Origin of the sequence: [Pantoea] beijingensis, from assembly GCF_022647505.1 — a bacterium.
Taxonomy (GTDB): Bacteria; Pseudomonadota; Gammaproteobacteria; order Enterobacterales; family Enterobacteriaceae; genus Erwinia; species Erwinia beijingensis.
This window is the reverse complement of the sequence record NZ_CP071409.1, coordinates 2,384,944-2,402,018: the sequence shown is the minus strand read 5'-3', so window position 1 is coordinate 2,402,018 and position 17,075 is coordinate 2,384,944. Positions and strand designations below refer to the sequence as shown.

General features: G+C 51.6%; 19 protein-coding genes. 14 read left to right on the top strand and 5 right to left on the bottom strand.

All coding sequences use genetic code 11. The features are described from left to right. Nucleotides 1-105: 105 nt before the first annotated feature. Together J1C60_RS10875 and mdtH are read right to left on the bottom strand one after the other, a co-directional pair. The gene (locus J1C60_RS10875; protein WP_128177514.1) at nt 106-669 is read right to left on the bottom strand and encodes a lipoprotein; all 564 of its coding nucleotides are present in this window, start codon (nt 667-669) and stop codon (nt 106-108) included. Nucleotides 670-872: 203 nt separating this feature from the next. Continuing rightward, nucleotides 873-2,078: a multidrug efflux MFS transporter MdtH gene (gene mdtH, locus J1C60_RS10870; RefSeq protein ID WP_128177513.1), complete on the bottom strand. Its 1,206-nt coding sequence runs from the start codon at nt 2,076-2,078 to the stop codon at nt 873-875. Between the two features lie 308 nt (nt 2,079-2,386). Here mdtH and rimJ point away from each other — a divergent pair, with 308 nt between their 5' ends. From rimJ to murJ, 4 genes are all read left to right on the top strand, one after another. Then, complete coding sequence (gene rimJ / locus J1C60_RS10865) at nt 2,387-2,977, top strand: ribosomal protein S5-alanine N-acetyltransferase (RefSeq protein WP_128177511.1); 591 nt, start codon at nt 2,387-2,389, stop codon at nt 2,975-2,977. Nucleotides 2,978-3,001: 24 nt separating this feature from the next. Continuing rightward, a complete protein-coding gene (locus tag J1C60_RS10860; RefSeq protein ID WP_128177509.1) occupies nt 3,002-3,652 on the top strand; it encodes a DUF480 domain-containing protein in 651 nt (216 codons plus the stop codon). Nucleotide 3,653: 1 nt separating this feature from the next. Next, nucleotides 3,654-4,577 carry a Gfo/Idh/MocA family protein gene (locus J1C60_RS10855; protein WP_128177507.1) on the top strand — a complete coding sequence of 308 codons (924 nt, stop codon included), beginning with the start codon at nt 3,654-3,656 and terminating at the stop codon, nt 4,575-4,577. A 242-nt stretch (nt 4,578-4,819) separates the two neighbouring features. Next, nucleotides 4,820-6,358: a murein biosynthesis integral membrane protein MurJ gene (murJ, locus tag J1C60_RS10850; protein WP_128177505.1), complete on the top strand. Its 1,539-nt coding sequence runs from the start codon at nt 4,820-4,822 to the stop codon at nt 6,356-6,358. Nucleotides 6,359-6,392: 34 nt separating this feature from the next. Here murJ and flgN read toward each other — a convergent pair whose 3' ends face one another. The 3 genes from flgN to flgA all read right to left on the bottom strand — a co-directional run bounded on the left by flgN (nt 6,393) and on the right by flgA (nt 7,976). Beyond that, nucleotides 6,393-6,824, bottom strand: coding sequence for a flagellar export chaperone FlgN (gene flgN, locus J1C60_RS10845; RefSeq protein ID WP_128177503.1), 432 nt, complete (start codon nt 6,822-6,824; stop codon nt 6,393-6,395). After that, complete coding sequence (gene flgM / locus J1C60_RS10840) at nt 6,821-7,129, bottom strand: flagellar biosynthesis anti-sigma factor FlgM (RefSeq protein ID WP_128177501.1); 309 nt, start codon at nt 7,127-7,129, stop codon at nt 6,821-6,823. The genes flgN and flgM overlap by 4 nt, the downstream gene beginning before the upstream one ends. Before the next feature lie 196 nt (nt 7,130-7,325). After that, complete coding sequence (flgA, locus tag J1C60_RS10835; protein WP_128177499.1) at nt 7,326-7,976, bottom strand: flagellar basal body P-ring formation chaperone FlgA; 651 nt, start codon at nt 7,974-7,976, stop codon at nt 7,326-7,328. Nucleotides 7,977-8,131: 155 nt separating this feature from the next. On the opposite strand from flgA, the gene flgB reads away from it, so the two are divergent. The 10 genes from flgB (at nt 8,132) to flgK (ending at nt 17,055) form a co-directional block, all read left to right on the top strand. Beyond that, nucleotides 8,132-8,545, top strand: a complete 414-nt coding sequence (flgB, locus tag J1C60_RS10830) for a flagellar basal body rod protein FlgB (RefSeq protein WP_128177497.1) — start codon at nt 8,132-8,134, stop codon at nt 8,543-8,545. Nucleotides 8,546-8,548: 3 nt separating this feature from the next. Further along, on the top strand, nt 8,549-8,953 hold the full coding sequence (flgC, locus tag J1C60_RS10825; protein WP_128177495.1) for a flagellar basal body rod protein FlgC: 405 nt from the start codon (nt 8,549-8,551) through the stop codon (nt 8,951-8,953). A 12-nt stretch (nt 8,954-8,965) separates the two neighbouring features. Continuing rightward, entirely contained in the window at nt 8,966-9,637 is a 672-nt protein-coding gene (gene flgD, locus J1C60_RS10820) for a flagellar hook assembly protein FlgD (RefSeq protein WP_128177493.1), read from the top strand. Between the two features lie 30 nt (nt 9,638-9,667). Then, nucleotides 9,668-10,873 carry a flagellar hook protein FlgE gene (gene flgE, locus J1C60_RS10815; RefSeq protein WP_128177492.1) on the top strand — a complete coding sequence of 402 codons (1,206 nt, stop codon included), beginning with the start codon at nt 9,668-9,670 and terminating at the stop codon, nt 10,871-10,873. A 20-nt stretch (nt 10,874-10,893) separates the two neighbouring features. Continuing rightward, the gene (locus J1C60_RS10810) at nt 10,894-11,652 is read left to right on the top strand and encodes a flagellar basal body rod protein FlgF (protein WP_128177490.1); all 759 of its coding nucleotides are present in this window, start codon (nt 10,894-10,896) and stop codon (nt 11,650-11,652) included. Between the two features lie 17 nt (nt 11,653-11,669). Beyond that, the gene (gene flgG / locus J1C60_RS10805) at nt 11,670-12,452 is read left to right on the top strand and encodes a flagellar basal-body rod protein FlgG (RefSeq protein ID WP_128177488.1); all 783 of its coding nucleotides are present in this window, start codon (nt 11,670-11,672) and stop codon (nt 12,450-12,452) included. A 55-nt stretch (nt 12,453-12,507) separates the two neighbouring features. After that, on the top strand, nt 12,508-13,230 hold the full coding sequence (locus tag J1C60_RS10800; protein WP_220485668.1) for a flagellar basal body L-ring protein FlgH: 723 nt from the start codon (nt 12,508-12,510) through the stop codon (nt 13,228-13,230). A gap of 9 nt (nt 13,231-13,239) precedes the next feature. Continuing rightward, nucleotides 13,240-14,349: a flagellar basal body P-ring protein FlgI gene (locus J1C60_RS10795; RefSeq protein ID WP_128177487.1), complete on the top strand. Its 1,110-nt coding sequence runs from the start codon at nt 13,240-13,242 to the stop codon at nt 14,347-14,349. Beyond that, nucleotides 14,349-15,293, top strand: coding sequence for a flagellar assembly peptidoglycan hydrolase FlgJ (gene flgJ / locus J1C60_RS10790; protein WP_128177485.1), 945 nt, complete (start codon nt 14,349-14,351; stop codon nt 15,291-15,293). Before J1C60_RS10795 ends, flgJ begins: the two co-directional genes overlap by 1 nt. 124 nt (nt 15,294-15,417) lie before the next feature. After that, nucleotides 15,418-17,055: a flagellar hook-associated protein FlgK gene (gene flgK, locus J1C60_RS10785; RefSeq protein ID WP_128177483.1), complete on the top strand. Its 1,638-nt coding sequence runs from the start codon at nt 15,418-15,420 to the stop codon at nt 17,053-17,055. Nucleotides 17,056-17,075 lie beyond the last annotated feature (20 nt).

The following is a 17,075-nucleotide window of genomic DNA, read 5'->3' as shown; positions in this document are numbered from 1 at the left end:
GAGCCGGGTACTAAGCATAGGGGTAAAGGCAACCGATTGCACTCGCTTTATTATCGCACACATAAAAAAGCCCCATGACAGGGGCTATATAAGCAACACGGCAAGTTAGTTGGTAAAAGGAATGACCAGTTCGCCGGGTTTGACTTCAAGTCCTTTGGCAAATTTTTTCGCCAGTGACTCTGCTTTACTGCGGTCAGTACTCAGAATATAAGCGGGTTTCTGATTGAAATAGCTTTTCAGCGACTCATTCAGATAAGGCGTCAGGGTTTTCATGATTTTCTGCATTTTTTCAGGTTGCACTGTGGTCTCCGTGATCTCCAGATCCTTCAGAAAAATGGCACCTTGCTCTTTATCAAAAACCGGCTGAGCTTTCATTGTCAGATGCATATCGGCTTTTTGTGGGCCAAACAGCGAAGTGATATTCACGTTCGCATTCCCCGTCAGCGTCACTTTATTTGGCTCTTCGCGTCCGATCTGGCTTACGAGATCGCTCAATACGATATGGGCATCTATCAGCCCTGCGACGCCAATCTGTTTTTCATAATTATTGTGTTTTTGCAGAGCCTGATTAACTTCCTGCTCGCTGATGGTGTACTGGGTGAGGGGCGTACAACCGGCAAGTAGGCCGGCTAACAGAAGCGCGCTTAGCGCCAGAAAAAACTTTTTCATTGTTGTCCTCGGTAGTTAATTCGTCCTTCCACAACGGCAAAGCATGCCTCAGAGAAGAAAAAGAGTCACCAGGATGTTGCCGAAAGAAATGAGAAAATAAACAAGTCAATGTGACAAGCATTTGGATGAGCAGCCCGGTTCCTTGTGGTCACGCGATGCGATCGCACGTGAAAAATGGACTGAGCGCTGTGTTGCTGGCTTTATCACTTTGGTGTCAGGATCGCTGGAGCCACAGTTCGCTGGTTGAATTGCCACCAAAGAGCAAAAAGTGTGATAAAACCGATGCAGCCGAGCATTAACCACGGCAATTCCGGCATCGCTAACGTACGGCCGGTATCAAACATCCAGCCGCCCCCGCTATAGCCTACTGCGCCACCGAGAGCCAGCCCTAAACGGCTGAACCCCATATAGCTTCCGCGTGCCCGGGCACTGGCAAGCGAGGCACTAAGGGTTTCGCGCGCGGGTTCCGCAATGACTGAACCAATGTAAAAGGTGCAAATCAATATAAATACTTGCTGCAGCGTGCTGGCGATGCCGATTGGGATCAAACTTAACGTCATCAGCAACAACCCTGCCATTAGTCTATGTTCGAGGCGAAAACGCGTTTCGCTCCAGCGCGCAATGGGGTAAAGAAGCGTCAGCGATAGCGTGGCTTCGATAGCATACATCCATTTCACCGCACCTGGTGCGCCGGCGATCTGATTGACCACGATAGGCAGCATCAGCATCACCTGCACTGAAAGTGCATAATATCCCGTCAGCGTCAGAACGTAAGTGCAGAACCGTTTGTCTTTCAGCACCGCAAGCATACCTTCGCGCATTGGCGTACGTATGCTTGAAATACGCCATGCTGGCAGCAGGCAGGCGTTACACAACGCGGCCAGCACAAAGACCAACGCACCCACCCAACACACCAAACGAAAATCATATGCCAGCAACCAACTGCCAATCAGTGCGCCGATAACGGCACCGGCACTGTCTTGCATCATCAAGAGTGAAAAGAAACGTCCCCGATCTTTAGGTCGGACCAGCTTAATCACCATCGCGGTCCTCGGGGGATCAAACAGTGTACCGCCGAGACCGGAAAGAATGCAGGAGAGCCACAAAACCCAGGGCTCATGCGCAACGGCCATTGAAAAAAAACCGGCGGCTCGCAATAGCATACCTGTGACGATCATTGGCTTAGCGCCAAAACGATCGGCGATGGCTCCCCCAAAAATGCCCAACCCTTGCTGAACAAGCTGGCGCAAGCCGAGCGCGATGCCTACCATCAACGCGGCCCAACCGAGCTGTTCAACAAAACGTATTGAAATGAGGGGGAATACAACAAAAAATCCCAGTACAACCAGCATGTTATCAAATAACAAAAAATATTTACCGAGGCTTCGTGCCCGCGCAACCCGAGACATGCTTCTTCCTAAGCGAAAATGAGGGAGGTGATCTGGACGGCCTATTTTCCTCTCAATATGTCTATTTTCACAGCGATTGTGGGATGATATTTTTTCATCGTCATTGGCCATTTTGTGCCACGTTTTCAGCCGGTAAGCCACGATAAAAGCGTCTTTTGTCGCACAGGATTTTACCCGGAGTAGAGATGGCGGTTATAGTGAAGGCAGGTTGTCTGAATGAGACGAATCACAGCGTTTCTTCAGGTTGTTGCGTGCTGGCTGGTTTCTTAATCAATTTCTTTTATCGGCCGAGGATTTCAGGAGATAAGATGTTTGGCTATCGTTCTGCTGCGCCGAAAGTGCGCCTGACAACTGACAGGTTAGTGGTGCGCCTTGTCCACGAACGTGATGCCTGGCGCATGGCAGATTATTATGCGGAAAACCGTGTCTTTCTTAAGCCGTGGGAACCTGTACGGGACGAGAGTCACTGTTACCCCTCTGGTTGGCAGGCGCGGCTCGCACTGATTGCTGATATGCATAAACAGGGTTCGGCCTGGTATTTCATCATCATGGATCCGGAAGAGCGGGAAGTTCGTGGCGTGGCTAATTTCAGCAACGTCTTACGCGGCTCTTTTCATGCCTGCTATCTGGGATATTCGCTAGGCGAAAAGTGGCAAGGGCAGGGTATGATGTTTGAAGCGCTGCAGGCGGCGATCCGCTATATGCAGCGACAGCAGCGCATGCATCGGATTATGGCAAACTATATGCCGCATAACACGCGCAGTGGGGACCTTCTGGCGAGGCTTGGCTTTGAGAAAGAAGGATACGCCAAAGACTACCTGCTTATTGATGGTCACTGGCAGGATCATGTACTAACAGCATTGACCTATCATGAGTGGATGCCGGATCGCCGCGGATAATAATCATTTGAGGGTAATACCATCATGAAAATCGTGCTAACGCCCGCAGAGGCGCGTGTCGTAGGCAGCCTGTTGGAAAAACAGATCACCACGCCGGACCAATATCCCATGTCGGTAAATGGCGTAGTGGCCGCCTGTAACCAAAAATCTAATCGCGATCCCGTGATGTCACTTAGTGAAAATGCAGTACAGGATACGCTTGATTTACTGGTGAAAAAGCATCAGCTCAGCATGCTTTCTGGTGCGGGTAACCGAGTGGTGAAGTATGAACAGCGATTCTGTAATTCGGCGTTTGGCACCCTGAAATTGAACAGCGCTGAAGTTGCTATTGTAGCGACACTGTTGCTGCGTGGTGCGCAGACCCCAGGCGAACTGCGGACCCGCAGTGCTCGCCTGCATGACTTCGTTGATGTCGCTGACGTTGAACAGACGCTGGAGCAGCTCAGCCTCCGGGAAGATGGTCCGTTTGTCGCACGGCTGGCGCGCGAGCCAGGCAAGCGTGAAAGCCGGTATATGCATCTGTTTAGTGGCGACGTAACCGCTGTTGATGAAAACGACATTCCTGGCGCTGATCGTGACATTGATGCCCTTGGTCCGCGTGTGAGCCAACTTGAACAGCAAGTCGCTGAACTGAAACAACAACTGGCGGCGCTGCTCGCAGATAAAGGAGTCTGATATGTCTTTGCTACGTGTTGGAATTGTAGGATTAGGTGGGATTGCACAAAAAGCGTGGTTACCCGTTGTGAGCCAGACTGATGGCTGGGTTCTCGCAGGCGCATTTTCACCAAACCAACAAAAAGCCCGGCAGATATGCGATAGCTATCGAATGCCTTGCTTTGCTTCACTGGATGAACTGGCTGCACACAGTGATGCAGTTTTTGTTCACAGCAGCACGTCCACGCATTTTGCGGTAGTTAGCCAGCTGTTACGTGCAGGGATTGATGTATGCGTTGATAAGCCATTGGCCGGGACGCTGCGGGAAGCGGAGCAACTGGTGGAACTGGCGGAAAAGCGTGGACGTAAATTAATGGTAGGATTTAATCGCCGTTTTGTGCCGCGTTATCTGCAGCTTAAAATGCAACTGACCCCAGCCGCCTCCATTCGCATGGATAAACATCGCAATAACAGCGTAGGGCCAAACGATTTGCGCTTTACATTGCTGGATGATTATCTGCATGTGATTGATACGGTACTGTGGTTGGCAGAAGGACGCAGCATGTTGCATAACGGTATATTACAAACTAATGAAAGAGGGGAAATGGTGTATGCCGAACACCATTTCAGCGTTGGTGATACGCAAATCACGACCAGTATGCACCGCCGCGCGGGTACGCAGCGGGAATCGGTACTGGCAGTTTACGACGGAGGCGTTATCCAGGTGAACGATATGCGTGACTGGCAGCAGGAAGGTGATGGCAAGCGGGTTATCGATCCCGTCGCTGGTTGGGAAAGCACGTTGACACAGCGTGGATTCACCGGTGCTGCACACCACTTTATAGCGTGCGCAAAAAATCAGACCCAGCCGTATGTTTCCGGGGAGCAGGCTCTGATGGCGCAGCGGGTCGTTGAGAAAATATGGCGAGAGGCAGATAGGGAATGATTTTTATTAATAAAGAGTTACGAATTTTTGTTCGGCATTGACGTTGCATCAACGCTGGTACTGTCCCGCCGCGCCATCTGAGCAGGCGAAGTTTTTGCAGTATATTTCCCTTCATATCAGTAGACTATGTCCCCCATACTACGGCACGCATTATTTCGTCTCTATGTACTGTTTTTGAGGCGAGGCATGCTCGCTACTGGCAAGTTTTGCCTTATTCTCATTTTCAGGAAACGCAGTAAACCATGAACCTGTTGAAATCATTGGCTGCGGTCAGTTCTATGACCCTTTTTTCCCGCGTATTGGGCTTTGCCCGCGATGCTATCGTTGCGCGTGTCTTTGGTGCTGGCATGGCGACAGATGCCTTTTTTGTTGCTTTTAAACTTCCTAATTTGCTGCGTCGTATCTTTGCTGAGGGGGCTTTCTCTCAGGCCTTTGTACCGATCCTCGCTGAATATAAAAGTAAGCAGGGAGAGGAGGCAACGCAGGTTTTCGTCGCCTATGTCTCAGGGTTACTGACGCTGGCATTAGCGCTTGTTACCTTCCTGGGCATGATTGCTGCGCCTTGGGTGATCCTGGTCACTGCACCGGGTTTTGCCGATACGGCGGATAAATTCAATTTAACCTCTTCGCTGCTGCGTATCACCTTTCCCTATATCATGTTGATTTCGCTGGCTTCGCTGGCGGGAGCGATCCTTAATACATGGAATCGATTCTCTGTGCCGGCCTTCGCGCCAACGTTGCTGAACGTCAGTATGATTGGTTTTGCGTTGTTTGCTGCCCCGCATTTTCATCCACCGGTTTTAGCCTTAGCTTGGGCGGTGGTGGTGGGTGGTGTTTTACAGTTGGGCTATCAACTGCCACACCTGAAAAAGATTGGTATGTTAGTCATGCCGCGACTGAATTTGAAAGATGCAGGCGTATGGCGTGTAATGCGACAAATGGGACCGGCGATACTGGGCGTTTCCGTTAGCCAAATTTCTTTGATCATTAATACCATCTTTGCCTCATTTCTGGTCTCTGGTTCGGTTTCCTGGATGTATTATGCCGACCGCCTGATGGAGTTTCCTTCTGGTGTGCTGGGTGTTGCGCTGGGAACGATTCTGTTGCCATCGCTGGCAAAAAGCTTTTCCAGCGGTAACCATGATGAATATTCGCGGCTAATGGATTGGGGTTTACGGCTCTGTTTCCTGCTGGCGTTGCCAAGCGCGGTGGCATTAGGGATTTTGGCGAAACCACTCACCGTTGCGCTGTTTCAGTATGGAAAGTTTACTGCGTTTGATGCATCTATGACCCAGCGTGCGCTTATAGCCTACTCGGTAGGATTAATGGGATTGATTGTGGTGAAAGTCCTGGCGCCAGGTTTCTATTCTCGTCAGGATATTAAAACACCCGTAAAAATAGCGATTATCACGCTCATCGTGACGCAATTAATGAATCTTGCGTTTATCGGCCCACTAAAACATGCAGGGCTATCGCTCTCTATTGGCCTGGCGGCCTGTCTTAATGCCGGGCTGCTTTACTGGCAACTGCGGAAGCAGAAAATTTTCCAACCTCAGCCGGGCTGGTTCAGTTTTCTGCTCAGGCTGTTGATTGCAGTGCTGATGATGGCTGCAGCATTAGTTGGAATGAATAGTGTGATGCCGGACTGGACCGTAGGTAATATGGCCTGGCGATTATTGCGGTTAGCCGGCGTCTGCGCAGTGGGGGGCGGTGTTTACTTTGCTATGCTGGGTCTGCTGGGATTCCGTTTACGCGATTATGCGCGTCGTACCGTAGCTTAAGGCATCACGCAGGCGGAGGATTCCGCCATCGCGTTTACAGTTTACGACTGATAACGGCTTCACCCAGCGTTTGACCGTCCGGGCCATAAAACGCCCGGCTCTGATGGGGTTTCAGCAGCGCCAGTGCCTGCTGATTATGGCTCATTTGCTGATTCAGCAGCAGGCCGTTATGCATATTTATATCGTGCAGGGCGCGCGTTTGCGACTGGATATTCTGCCAGCGTTGCGCCAATTCCACTTCACTGACATAAGGCGCGTGCAAGCTGGCCGCGTTTTCTGCTTCGCGCCGCATGTTATCGACGTAATTCAGAGTGTTCAACAGCGAGCTTTTATCTTCAGTGATGCGCTGCAGAAGCGGGGGATTAGCCTGACTGGCAGAAAGCTGTTCCTGCTCAGCAGTCATCACGTCTGATAATGACGAAAGCACGTCCTGCATTTGATCCAGTACGGCCAATAATCGATTCATCGGGGTCGGTTACTCTGCAGCCAGTCTTTGGTTTCCTGAATCAGCGCATCCGCGATTTTGCTACTATCCATTTTCAGTTCGCCATTACGAATCGCGGTTTTTAACGTTTCCACGCGTGCTTGATTGATATCCTGGCTGCCTGGCTGCATCAGTTGTGCCTGTGCTGCGCTAAGTTTTACCTGAGTGGCGACGTCACGACTTTTGTCGCTTTCAGCCTGGCGTACTTTGTTTGAAGCAATATCGCTATTTTCACGTGTCTGAATGGTGCTGACCGGTTTCAGAGGTTGTGCTCTTTCAATGCTCATTAACTGGCTCCTGTAATTCAGGCGGGGGCAGATGCCTGATAAAGTCCGGTTCCGGGGGAGTATTGCGTCAGGTGCCCGATGGTTTGCCTGAACGTTACCTGGCCCGTGCAGACCTCGCCTTTTGTGGTCTGCGGTTGATGCCTGCAGCGGCATGCTTACAGTCACTATCGGCGAGATGATGCTGTACTTTAGTGATTTATAACGATATCAGAATATTCCCATCCGCGGTGGCCTTACCGCTGACGATCTGCCCATTTCCCATTCTGACTCGTACTGCCTGCGTGGCCGTTGCGTTATTCATCGCTCGACCTTCCGCCACGGCGCTAAAACCTTCCCCCCGGGCGATAACCGTGACTTGTTGGCCTGCTTTAACGCGCCACGGCTGACGGATCATTACGGCAGTAATGGGTTGGTCGGGTTGAAGATCACGCAATGAAATAGCGTTCAGCGCCTCTCCCTGGGTTAGCAATGTCCGCGCCGGTAATCTATCCAGTCGACCCTGTTTTAGTCGAAGATCCGCTGCACTGACTGCGGTACCTCGGGTAACGTGCTGCGCTGCGACGAGATATTCCCCGGTGGCTTGCACCTCCACTTGCAAATAACGGCGTTCCTGATCACAGTTTACCGCCACGCTCATATGGCCCCAGAGGCGGCCATTACCGGGCAGTGAAAATTGCGGAGTCGGACACTGTGGCCATTGTGATGCTGGTGTACGTATGACAACGCTAAGCTCAGCAGCGTGCACGACATCACGTGTTTTAAAAAACTGCTCCAACTGTCGGGGTAAATCGGCGGCATGTGTCTGCAGACTAAGCATTCCGACTATCAATGATAGAGCCCTGCGCATCCTCGTCTCCCCTTGTCTTCGTGGAAGTGATTCTACCTACATGGAACACAAGCCAAGCCAGAAAATAGCGACGCTTTTTAGCGCTATTCACTCGATAACACTTCCGGGAGCCAGCTTATTCTGTCTGCTCAAAATTCTCATTTTCTGGAGGCAGCATGCTCGACAAACTGGATGCAGCGCTACGATTTGGCACAGAAGCGCTAAATTTGCGGGCCCAACGTCAGGAGATCCTGGCATCCAATATCGCCAATGCAGATACGCCAGGCTACCAGGCGCGCGATATCGATTTTTCCAGCGAGCTAAATCGCGTACTGGAAAAGGGACGTGCCCAAGGGACAGGCCTATCACTGGCGGTAACGTCGGCGCGTCACATTCCGGCGCAAACTCAGCTGCCACCGTCGCATGAGCTGCTATACCGCATTCCTGACCAGCCAGCGATGGATGGTAATACGGTGGATATGGATCGCGAGCGTACAGAGTTCGCCGATAATAGTTTGAAATATCAAACCGATCTGACGCTTATCAGTAGCCAGATTAAAGGCATGATGAACGTGCTCCAGGGACAATAATCAATGGCACTGCTCAATATTTTTGATATTGCCGGTTCAGCAATGACCGCACAGTCGCAACGGATCAACGTGAGCGCGAGTAACCTCGCAAACGCTGACAGCGTTACCGGTCCGGATGGTCAGCCTTATGTGGCGAAACAGGTGGTGTTCCAGGTCAATGCGGTACCTGGTCAGGCAACAGGTGGCGTGCGTGTGGCGCAGGTTGTTGATGATCCCACACCCGCGAAATTGGTCTATGAGCCGGGTAATCCGATGGCGGATGCCAAAGGTTACGTCAGGATGCCTAATGTAGATGTGGTCGGTGAGACGGTTAATACTTTATCGGCATCGCGCAGCTATCAGGCCAACGTGGAAGTCCTCAACACCGTCAAATCAATGATGATGAAAACCTTGTCCCTCGGACAATAACGGAGAACGTCTATGGGCATAGCCGTCAATGTGAATCCACCGCAGGATATCAACGCGGTCAACGGTGCCAGCAGTGCCGCAAGTGGCGGTGCAGCCGACCTGCAGAATAGCTTTTTAACACTCCTGGTTACGCAGTTAAAAAATCAGGATCCTACGAATCCAATGGATAATAACCAGCTCACCACGCAGCTGGCACAAATTAATACCGTTAGCGGGATTGAGAAACTCAACACCACGCTTGGCGCGATTTCCGGTCAAATTAACAGCAACCAGTCCCTGCAGGCATCTGCGCTGATTGGTCATGGCGTAATGATCCCCGGCACGCAAATTCTGGCAGGGAAGGGAGATACCACGCCGTTTGGCGTTGAGCTGCAGCGCGCTTCGGATAAAACCACGGCCACGATTACTGATGCCAGCGGCAACGTCGTACGCACGATTGAAATTGGTGGCCTCAGCGCAGGCGTTCACACCTTCAGTTGGGATGCCACGTTGACGGATGGAACCAAAGCACCGGATGGAAAATATACGGTATCGATCTCAGCCAGTAATGGTGGCGCGCCATTAGTCTCTCAGCCGCTGAATTACGCATTGGTTAACGGGGTAACGACTGCTGCGGGTGGGGCAACGCTCGATCTTGGCACGATGGGAAGCACCACGCTTAATAATATTCGTCAGATCCTTTAATTGCTATTTCACATTTTTCAGGAGTGACATATGTCATTTTCACAGGCAGTCAGTGGCTTAAATGCCGCGTCCAATAATCTTGACGTCATCGGGAACAATATTGCGAACTCTGCGACCGCGGGTTTTAAATCCAGCACCATCTCTTTTGCTGATATGTTTGCCGGCTCCAATGTGGGGATGGGCGTTAAAGTTGCAGGGGTGATCCAGGATTTTAACGACGGTACGCCAACCACAACCAGCCGCGGGCTTGATGTGGCTATCAGTCAACAGGGTTTTTTCCGCATGACTGATAGCAGCGGTGCAGTCTATTACTCGCGGAATGGGCAGTTCACGCTGGATCAGAACCGCAATATCGTCAATATGCAGGGGCTGGCGCTGACAGGTTATCCGGCAACGGGCTCGCCTGCCACTGTACAGGTTGGTGCCGATCCGGTTCCGCTTTCTGTTCCTACAACCCAAATGGCTGCCAGAGCGACCACGGTTGGCGGCTTGGTAGCCAATCTCAACTCATCTTCTGGCACACCAAAAGTTTCGCCTTTCAGTACCACCAACCCCGATAGTTATAACGCTAAAAGTACGATGACAACCTATGACTCACTAGGCAATGCGCATTCTATCGATCTCTATTTCGTGAAAAGCGGTACTGAAAGTAATACCTGGGCAGTGCATCCGGTCGACTCAAGCACAGGTGAACAGACTGATGCTTTTAACATGACATTTAACGCGAACGGCACCATGACGTCGCCAGCGGTTCAGCAGATCAACATGGGCGCGCTGAATGGTTCCAATGCACAAACCTTTAATCTGAGCTTTCTCGGTAGCATGCAGCAAAACAGTGGCAGCAATACCTTCGGTAACCCCGCGCAGGATGGTTACAAGCCGGGCGAGTTAACCAGCTACCAGATCAATGATGACGGTACCGTTGTAGGTAATTACTCCAATGAGAAAAGTCAGGTCCTGGGGCAGATTGTGCTGTCAAACTTTGCGAACCCGGAAGGGTTAGCTTCGCAGGGGAACAATGTTTGGGCAGCGACCAATGCGTCAGGACAACCCTCCGTTGGCTTGGCGGGTACGGGGAATCTTGGCACCTTAACCGCAGGTGCGCTGGAGTCTTCTAACGTCGACCTGAGTAAAGAACTGGTGAATATGATTGTTGCACAGCGTAACTACCAGTCCAACGCGCAGACCATCAAAACCCAGGATCAGATCCTTAACACGCTGGTGAACCTGCGCTAAGTCGCTAACGAGATTGTCTTATGGACCACGCGATATATACCGCGATGGGCGCTGCCAGCCAGACGCTCAATCAGCAGGCGGTTACCGCCAATAATATGGCCAATGCTTCGACGCCTGGTTTCCGTGCGCAGCTTAATGCGCTGCGGGCGGTGCCTGTTGAAGGTCTTTCGTTGCCTACGCGGACGCTGGTTGCGGCATCCACGCCGGGGGCGGATATGTCCCAGGGGGCGATGGATTATACCTCGCGTCCGCTAGATGTCGCGGTACAGCAAGATGGCTGGCTGGTAGTACGTACCGCAGACGGCACGGAAGCTTATACGCGCAATGGCAATATGCAGGTTGACCCTGTGGGCCAGCTCACCGTGCAGGGGAATCTGGTGTTGGGCGATAACGGGCCGATTGCGATCCCTCAAAATGCGGAGATTACTGTCGCTGCTGATGGGTCCATCACGGCATTAAATCCCGGCGACCCGCCCAATGCAACGGTGCAGCTTGGGCGTTTGAAGTTGATAAAAGCCAGTGCTCAGGAAGTGACGCGAGGGGACGACGGAATGTTTCGTCTCACTGCGAATGCGGCAGCGCAACGTGGTGCCGTGTTGCCCAACGATCCGACCGTACAGGTTATGCCGGGGGTATTAGAAGGCAGCAACGTTAAACCGGTCGCCACGATGGTCGATATGATTGCGAATGCCCGACGTTTTGAGATGCAGATGAAAGTGATCTCCAGCGTCGATGAGAATGAACAGCGTGCAAATCAGATCCTTAGCATCACGGGTTAAGGTCAGAGGAAAAAAGAATGATCAGCTCATTATGGATAGCCAAAACCGGCCTTGACGCCCAGCAAACCAATATGGATGTCATTGCCAACAACCTGGCTAACGTCAGCACCAATGGTTTTAAACGCCAGCGTGCGGTGTTTGAAGATTTGATGTATCAAACATTGCGCCAGCCAGGCGCACAATCATCTGAACAGACCCTACTGCCTTCCGGTTTACAAATCGGTACCGGCGTACGTCCTGTTGCTACTGAACGCCTGCACAGCCAGGGTAATCTGTCTAAAACCGACTCATCAAAAGATGTGGCGATTAATGGACAGGGCTTCTTTCAGGTACAGATGCCGGATGGCACGCTGGCCTATACCCGTGATGGATCCTTCCAGACCGATCAGAACGGCCAGCTAGTGACCAACGGAGGGTTCCCGGTACAGCCCGCCATTACCCTTCCAGCGAATGCGCTGAGTATGACGATTGGACGTGACGGTATCGTCAGCGTCACGCAACAGGGGCAGGCGCAGCCGGTTCAGGTTGGACAACTGACATTGAGTACCTTTGTTAATGATGCGGGTCTGGAGAGCGTGGGTGAAAATCTTTATCAGGAAACTCAAGCCTCAGGTGCGCCTACGGATAGCACGCCTGGCCTAAACGGTGCGGGACTGCTGTATCAGGGCTATGTGGAAACGTCCAATGTGAACGTTGCCCAGGAACTGGTCAGTATGATCCAGACGCAGCGCGCGTATGAAATTAACAGTAAGGCAATCAGCACATCCGATCAGATGCTACAAAAACTTACGCAGCTGTAATGAAGAGCGTTGGGCCGGATATCTTCGGCCCTCAGAATATTATTTTAATGAAATGATGAAAGGTCGTGATGTCGTGGCGGAGCAATTACATATCAAGCCCGGACGTTTATTGTTAGCAACCATGCTGCTGACCCTTAATGGCTGCGCCTTAATTCCGCGTACGCCTTTAGTGGACGGCGCGACAACGGCTCAGCCTCTGCCTGCTTCACCACCGGTGGTTAATGGATCGATTTTTCAGGGAGTGATGCCGATGAACTACGGCTATCAGCCACTGTTTGAAGATCGTCGCCCGCGCAACATTGGCGATACGCTCACCATTACGCTGCAGGAAAACGTCAGTGCCAGCAAGAATTCATCGGCCAATGCAAGCCGCGGTGGCAGCACCAGCTTTGGTCTGGCCACTGTGCCGTCATCGCTTGATGGTCTGCTGGGAGGCGATAAATTAGCGGTTGATGGCAGTGGTAAAAATGACTTCACCGGGAAAGGCGGTGCCTCTGCTAATAATACGTTTATCGGTACGATCACCGTGACCGTTAATCAGGTATTGCCCAATGGCAATCTCAAGGTCGTTGGAGAGAAGCAGATCGCGATCAATCAGGGTACAGAGTATATCCGCTTCTCGGGGGTGGTGAATCCACGCACCATCAGCGGCAATAACTCGGTTGTTTCTACGCAGGTAGCGGATGCCCGTATTGAATACGTCGGCAACGGCTATATTAATGAAGCGCAAAATATGGGTTGGCTGCAGCGTTTCTTCCTGAATGTGTCACCGATGTAAGAGGTTTTCATGCGCAGTTTATTTTCCCTTCGCCTGCTGTTTTCTCTGCTGGTGCTGTTCAGCGCATTAGCGTCCGCAGACCGTATCCGTGATTTAACCACGGTGCAGGGTGTCCGCGATAACTCATTGATCGGCTATGGTCTGGTGGTGGGGCTTGATGGGACGGGCGATCAGACGATGCAGACGCCATTTACCACGCAGTCCCTGAACAACATGCTATCGCAACTGGGGATAACGGTGCCCCCGGGTACCAACATGCAGCTTAAAAATGTGGCGGCAGTGATGATAACGGCCAAATTACCGGCATTTGGACGGCAGGGGCAACAAATTGATGTGGTGGTGTCATCAATGGGCAACGCGAAAAGTCTGCGGGGAGGAACTTTACTGATGACGCCGCTAAAAGGCGTCGATAATCAAGTCTATGCTCTGGCACAAGGGAATCTGCTGGTTGGTGGTGCCGGTGCTGCTGCTGGGGGAAGTAGCGTACAGGTTAATCAGCTCAATGGCGGCCGCATTTCCGGCGGAGCCACCATTGAACGCGAATTACCCAGTAATTTCGGCAGTGCAAATGTGATCAACTTGCAACTGAATGACGAAGATTTCAGCATGGCTCAGCGTATCAGCGATGCTATCAATAGCCGAAGCGGCTATGGTTCAGCGCAGCCACTGGACGGGCGTACGGTACAGGTGCGTACATCACCGGATAAAAGCTCGCAGGTTCGCCTGCTGGCGGAGATCCAGGATATTGATGTTTCTGTACCTTTGCAGGATGCGAAAGTGATCGTTAACTCGCGTACTGGTTCGGTTGTAATGAATCGGGAAGTTACGCTGGGCGCATGTGCTGTGGCACAAGGCAACCTCTCTGTTACGGTAAGTCAGACCCAAAATGTCAACCAACCCGATACGCCATTTGGGGGGGGACGAACGGTGGTCACGCCGCAAACACAAATTGATCTGCGGCAGGAAGGCGGTGCGCTGCAAAGCGTCAGAGCCAGCGCTAACCTGAATAATGTGGTGCGGGCGCTTAACGCCTTAGGAGCCACGCCGATTGATCTGATGTCCATTTTGCAATCGATGCAGAGCGCCGGGTGTTTGCGCGCCAAACTGGAAATTATCTAATGAAGCCTGCATCACCGTCCTCAATGTTGGGGGCTGCCTGGGACAGCCAGTCACTGAATGAACTCAAACGCCAGGCCGGAAGCGATCCGCAGGGACAAACCCGGCAAGTTGCAAAGCAGGTCGAAGGCATGTTTGTTCAGATGATGCTGAAGAGCATGCGGCAGGCGCTACCGCAGGACGGCATGTTGAGTACGGAGCAAACCCGTTTGTATACATCGATGTACGATCAGCAAATTGCGCAACAACTTGCTGATAAAGGGTTGGGGCTTGCTGATACTCTTGTAAAACAGATGGTACCCGCGGCTAAACCCGATGAAATGGCAGGAAAAGTGCCGTTACCACTGGATAATCAGTTTATTAATACGATAGCGCCGCGCCAGCTTGAGCAGATGGTGCAACGAGCGATACCAAGATTACCGGCATCGGCCATGCCACTTAGCGGGGATAACCGTGAATTTATTGCACAACTGGCAACGCCAGCGCAACAAGCCAGCGCAAAAAGCGGCATTCCACATCACCTGATTCTGGCGCAGGCTGCGCTTGAATCGGGCTGGGGGCAGCGCCAAATTATGACAGCGGACGGGCGGCCGAGCCATAACTTGTTTGGTATCAAAGCCAGTAGCAGTTGGCTGGGAGAAAAAACGGATATCACCACTACCGAATATCAGCACGGCGTGGCAAAAAAAGTGAAAGCCAGTTTTCGCGTCTACGACTCCTGGTCTGATGCTTTGACCGATTACGTTAAATTGCTGAGTAGCAACCCGCGGTACGCGGCGGTAACCCGTGCGCAAACAGCAGAGCAGGGTGCTCACGCGTTGCAGGCCGCGGGTTATGCCACTGACCCTGATTATGCGCAAAAACTGGTCGGTATGATCCAGCAGTTCCGGAATATTAGCGACAAGGTGATACACGCCTACAGCCATGACCTCAGTAATTTGTTCTGATTTTCCACTCAAGTTTCGTTCACTGACGTCGATACTTATCAAGTCGGAGAGCGGAGGCGCTCGTCCGACACCCGTTTGGCCTAATGCCGGCTCGTATGCGTGTCCGGGATAAAAAGGAACCGACATGTCCAGCTTAATTAACTCCGCCATGAGCGGTTTGAACGCCGCCCAAGCTGCGTTGAGTACCACCAGTAATAATATCAGCAACTATAATGTTGCAGGCTATTCGCGTCAGAATATCATCCTGGCCCAGTCGCAGAGCACCCTGAACGGTAACAGTTATTACGGTAATGGCGTGGCGATAACGGGGGTTAACCGCGAATATAACGAATTCATTACTTCGCAATTGCGTAGCGCCAGCGCGCAGAATAGCGCTATTGGCACGCAGTACGATCAAATTTCCAATATTGACGATTTGCTGGCTTCTTCGTCGACTAGCCTGGCCAGTACGCTGCAGGGATTCTTTACTAACCTACAAAACGTTGTCAGTAATGCGCAAGATCCTTCAGCACGTCAAACGCTGCTGGGAAAGGCTGATGGTCTGGTCAATCAATTTCAGACCGCGGACCGATATCTGCGCAACATGGACAGCAGTATTAATACCGACATCGCTTCGAGCGTCGATCAAATTAACAGCTACGCCAGTCAAATCGCAAAACTTAATGAGCAGATTGCCAAGCTACAGGGAGCGGGGGCCGGCGCTGAACCGAATAATCTGTTAGATCAACGCGATCAACTGGTGAATCAGCTGAATGATATTGTGGGTGTCACCGTGTCTCGTCAGGATGGTAGCGTAAATATCTCACTGGGTAATGGCACTAATCTGGTAACCGGAACGCTTTCTCGTCAACTGGTCGCGATGCCCTCCAGCAGCGATCCGGGGCGTACCACCGTTGGTTATGTGGATGCCGCAGCAGGCAACGTAGAGATCCCGGAAAAAACGATTACGAATGGTTCGCTGGGGGGAGTATTGACCTTCAGAAGAGAAAATCTCGATGATGCACGTAATCGTCTCGGACAACTGGCGATGGCATTTGCTGACAGTTTTAACGTTCAGCATAAAGCGGGTGTCGACAGCAATGGCAATCCCGGTAAAGATTTTTTCAATATCGGGGGCCCTACGACAATCAGTAATAGCAAAAATGTCGGGGACGCTACGCTAAAGGTGGCCTGGAGTGATACCAGTAAAGTGCAGGCGACAGATTATAACGTCAGCTTTGACGGCGAGAAATGGAATGTGACGCGTCTGTCCGACAATACTTCCGTAAACGCAACGGTCACTGAGGCGGGTCAATCACTCAGTTTTGATGGCCTGCAGGTCGATATCAGCGGTACGGCGTCAGCAAAAGATAGCTTCATCGTCAAGCCTGTCGCCAGTGCGATAGTGAATATGGGGGTCGCTATCACCAATGAGTCACAAATCGCCGCGGCTTCTGCTGCGGGTGGCGAAAGTGATAACCGCAACGCGCAAAAGCTACTCGATCTGCAACATAAAGATGTCGTGAATGGAAATAGCACCTTATCTGAGGCCTACGCAAGCCTCGTAAGTGATATTGGAAATAAAACCAGCACGCTGAAAACTGCCAATACGACCCAGGGCAATGTTGTCACGCAGTTGACCAATCGTCAGCAATCTATCTCAGGGGTTAACCTTGACGAAGAGTATGGTGATTTACAGCGTTTCCAACAGTATTACCTGGCAAATGCGCAGGTTTTACAAGCAGCATCAACGATTTTTGACGCGTTGATAAGTATTCGCTGATTAAATTAGCTAAGGATTAA